This window comes from Xenorhabdus littoralis, from assembly GCF_033949345.1.
GTDB classification, from domain to species: Bacteria; Pseudomonadota; Gammaproteobacteria; order Enterobacterales; family Enterobacteriaceae; genus Xenorhabdus; species Xenorhabdus littoralis.
The window spans coordinates 1-1,193 of the sequence record NZ_VCDP01000205.1 but is presented as its reverse complement, the minus strand read 5'-3'; the positions used below and the strand labels follow the sequence as shown (position 1 = coordinate 1,193).

Here is a 1,193-nt window from a genome sequence, read left to right as displayed (position 1 = left end):
TTAAAACTCAATCGCCGTGTGCTGGGGGTTGAACTGGAAGAGGCACGATTTAATCAGACTGAGCGGGAGATCAACGGGCAGTTGTCAACTTCGAGTTTACAACCATTTCGAGCAACACCTCGAATTGGTATAGAGGGCATCCATGAAAGATGAATTTGAATGGGTTTAACCAACTCACCGGTAATGCGTTAAGTTCACCTCGTTAACTCCACGCATAACGACTCAGCTTAACGTATAAGAAATTTGCCACCGCAATCACTCTCATCACATCCGTATACATGCATTGCGGCTGGCATTTTGTTAGTTATTTAATATTTCCACGATAGTGGATTTTGTTGTTCGCTATGGATTTTCGCTATAGTCCCAAAAAGCTTTATTTGTAACATAGTGAAGCAGATAAATAGCTTGTCTTTATTGGGAGTATCACGATCCTTAATGGAGTATATACCTTTTACAGACCCATCCTCGTTCAAAACTTTCATAGGAAGTTCATCGGAATGCTTATCCATCGGAGTGTCTAACTTATAACTGTTTAGTAAATTCACCAGATTACTGATTTTGTTACTTGGCATGTCTTTAAAATCATGGTGATGAGCTACATCGTTTCTGATTTTATTTATTATTTTTATAGAATGATATAAAGGTGAAGGTAATCCTACGTTTCTGGCAATGTTAAGTTTTGTTTCGAAATTAATCCTGACCCGCTCTTTTCCATCACCGAAGAAATTTTTTTGATTGCAGGCTGCGCATATCCAAGACTCAAGTAATTGTTCGCACATCAGATGAATGCGGAGAATAGAGCCTATAATATCGTCAGTCAGTGCGGCCTGTAATGAAAGTTCTGGGAGATTTAATTCTCCCATTTGGTCTGCAAATATTTGTGTTTCCATGAAGTGTCTCCATCGGGAGTTGTTATGATGAATTGTTCAAAAATTATGATATTAACACTATCAGATAAAGGAGTATCTATAACGTTAAATGGAACGATAGGTCATTACAGTAATAAAGGGCATCTTGATTTATGTGTAGGTAATGAATCAGATATCCCTTCATACATTACGATCACAGATAAGCGCTCTTCAATTACTACCAAATCAGATAATAATTAATTGCCGCTCAAATTGAGCGAACTCCTTCTCCTAATAACCTATTAACTCAACTCACAGGGGCGATTCTCTCACCCCACGGACGCC

Annotated in this window: 1 protein-coding gene; it reads right to left on the bottom strand. The window is 38.4% G+C overall.

Features of this window, described 5'->3' with window-relative positions; genetic code table 11:
* Window positions 1-308: 308 nt before the first annotated feature.
* Window positions 309-890, bottom strand: coding sequence for a hypothetical protein (locus FE394_RS19280; protein ID WP_319927929.1), 582 nt, complete (start codon window positions 888-890; stop codon window positions 309-311).
* Between the last annotated feature and the right edge of the window lie 303 nt (window positions 891-1,193).

Excerpts from the sequence above, each read along its gene's own strand:
- FE394_RS19280 (WP_319927929.1), bottom strand. The coding sequence starts at position 890 with ATGGAAACACAAATATTTGCAGACCAAATGGGAGAATTAAATCTCCCA.